Annotated in this window: 2 protein-coding genes and 1 pseudogene; all 3 read right to left on the bottom strand. The window is 62.0% G+C overall.

Translation table 11 applies throughout. The annotated features are described in order from the left end of the window. Positions 1-111, bottom strand: a 111-nt coding sequence (locus E8F06_RS00035) for a hypothetical protein (RefSeq protein WP_280362964.1), incomplete at its 3' end; no start/stop codon positions are given. Then, positions 83-361 carry a pyrroloquinoline quinone biosynthesis peptide chaperone PqqD gene (pqqD, locus tag E8F06_RS00030; RefSeq protein ID WP_271472665.1) on the bottom strand — a complete coding sequence of 93 codons (279 nt, stop codon included), beginning with the start codon at positions 359-361 and terminating at the stop codon, positions 83-85. The genes pqqD and E8F06_RS00035, both read right to left, overlap by 29 nt. After that, positions 358-508: pseudogene (locus tag E8F06_RS00025) on the bottom strand (pyrroloquinoline quinone biosynthesis protein C); the annotation flags it as partial. The pseudogene E8F06_RS00025 and the gene pqqD, both read right to left, overlap by 4 nt.

The raw sequence follows: 508 nt of genomic DNA, 5'->3' as shown, positions 1-508 counted from the left end.
CGGGTTGGAGCAGTAGGGGCACTGCAGCGGGCAGCGGTAGGTCAGCTCGGCCAGCAGCCAGAAGGGCAGGCCCACGCCGGACTCAGCGGAGCTCGATCCAGAATTTTTCATTGGCGACCTCCATGAACTGAACGACATCTTCCGCCAGCTCCGGTGCACCCGGATACAGGGCGTTCAGGTTATGGATGATGGTGGCGACATCGCGCTGGCCATCGATCTGATTGGCAATGGCGCCCGCACTTTCATTGAGGCGGATCATGCCTTCCGGGTAGAGCAGGACATGGCAGCCCTGCGCCGACTCCCACTGCAATCGATAGCCACGGCGAAACTGTGGAACCTGACGTACGTCGAACTCGCTCATAGGGGAATACCGCGATGCCAGACCCGTTCGCGGGTCACGCTGTGATAGGGGGGACGGTCCAGCTCGTAGGCCAGGCTCATGGCGTCGAGCATGCTCCACAGCACGTCCAGCTTGAACTGCAGGATCTCCAGCATGCGCTGCTGGGCC

The sequence above is a fragment of the Pseudomonas sp. BN411 genome (genome assembly GCF_029871235.1).
Lineage (GTDB): Bacteria > Pseudomonadota > Gammaproteobacteria > Pseudomonadales > Pseudomonadaceae > Metapseudomonas.
The sequence above is the reverse complement of the archived record's forward strand: the minus strand, read 5'-3'. Positions and strand labels throughout refer to the sequence as shown.

Excerpts from the sequence above, each read along its gene's own strand:
- pqqD (WP_271472665.1), bottom strand. The coding sequence starts at position 361 with ATGAGCGAGTTCGACGTACGTCAGGTTCCACAGTTTCGCCGTGGCTAT.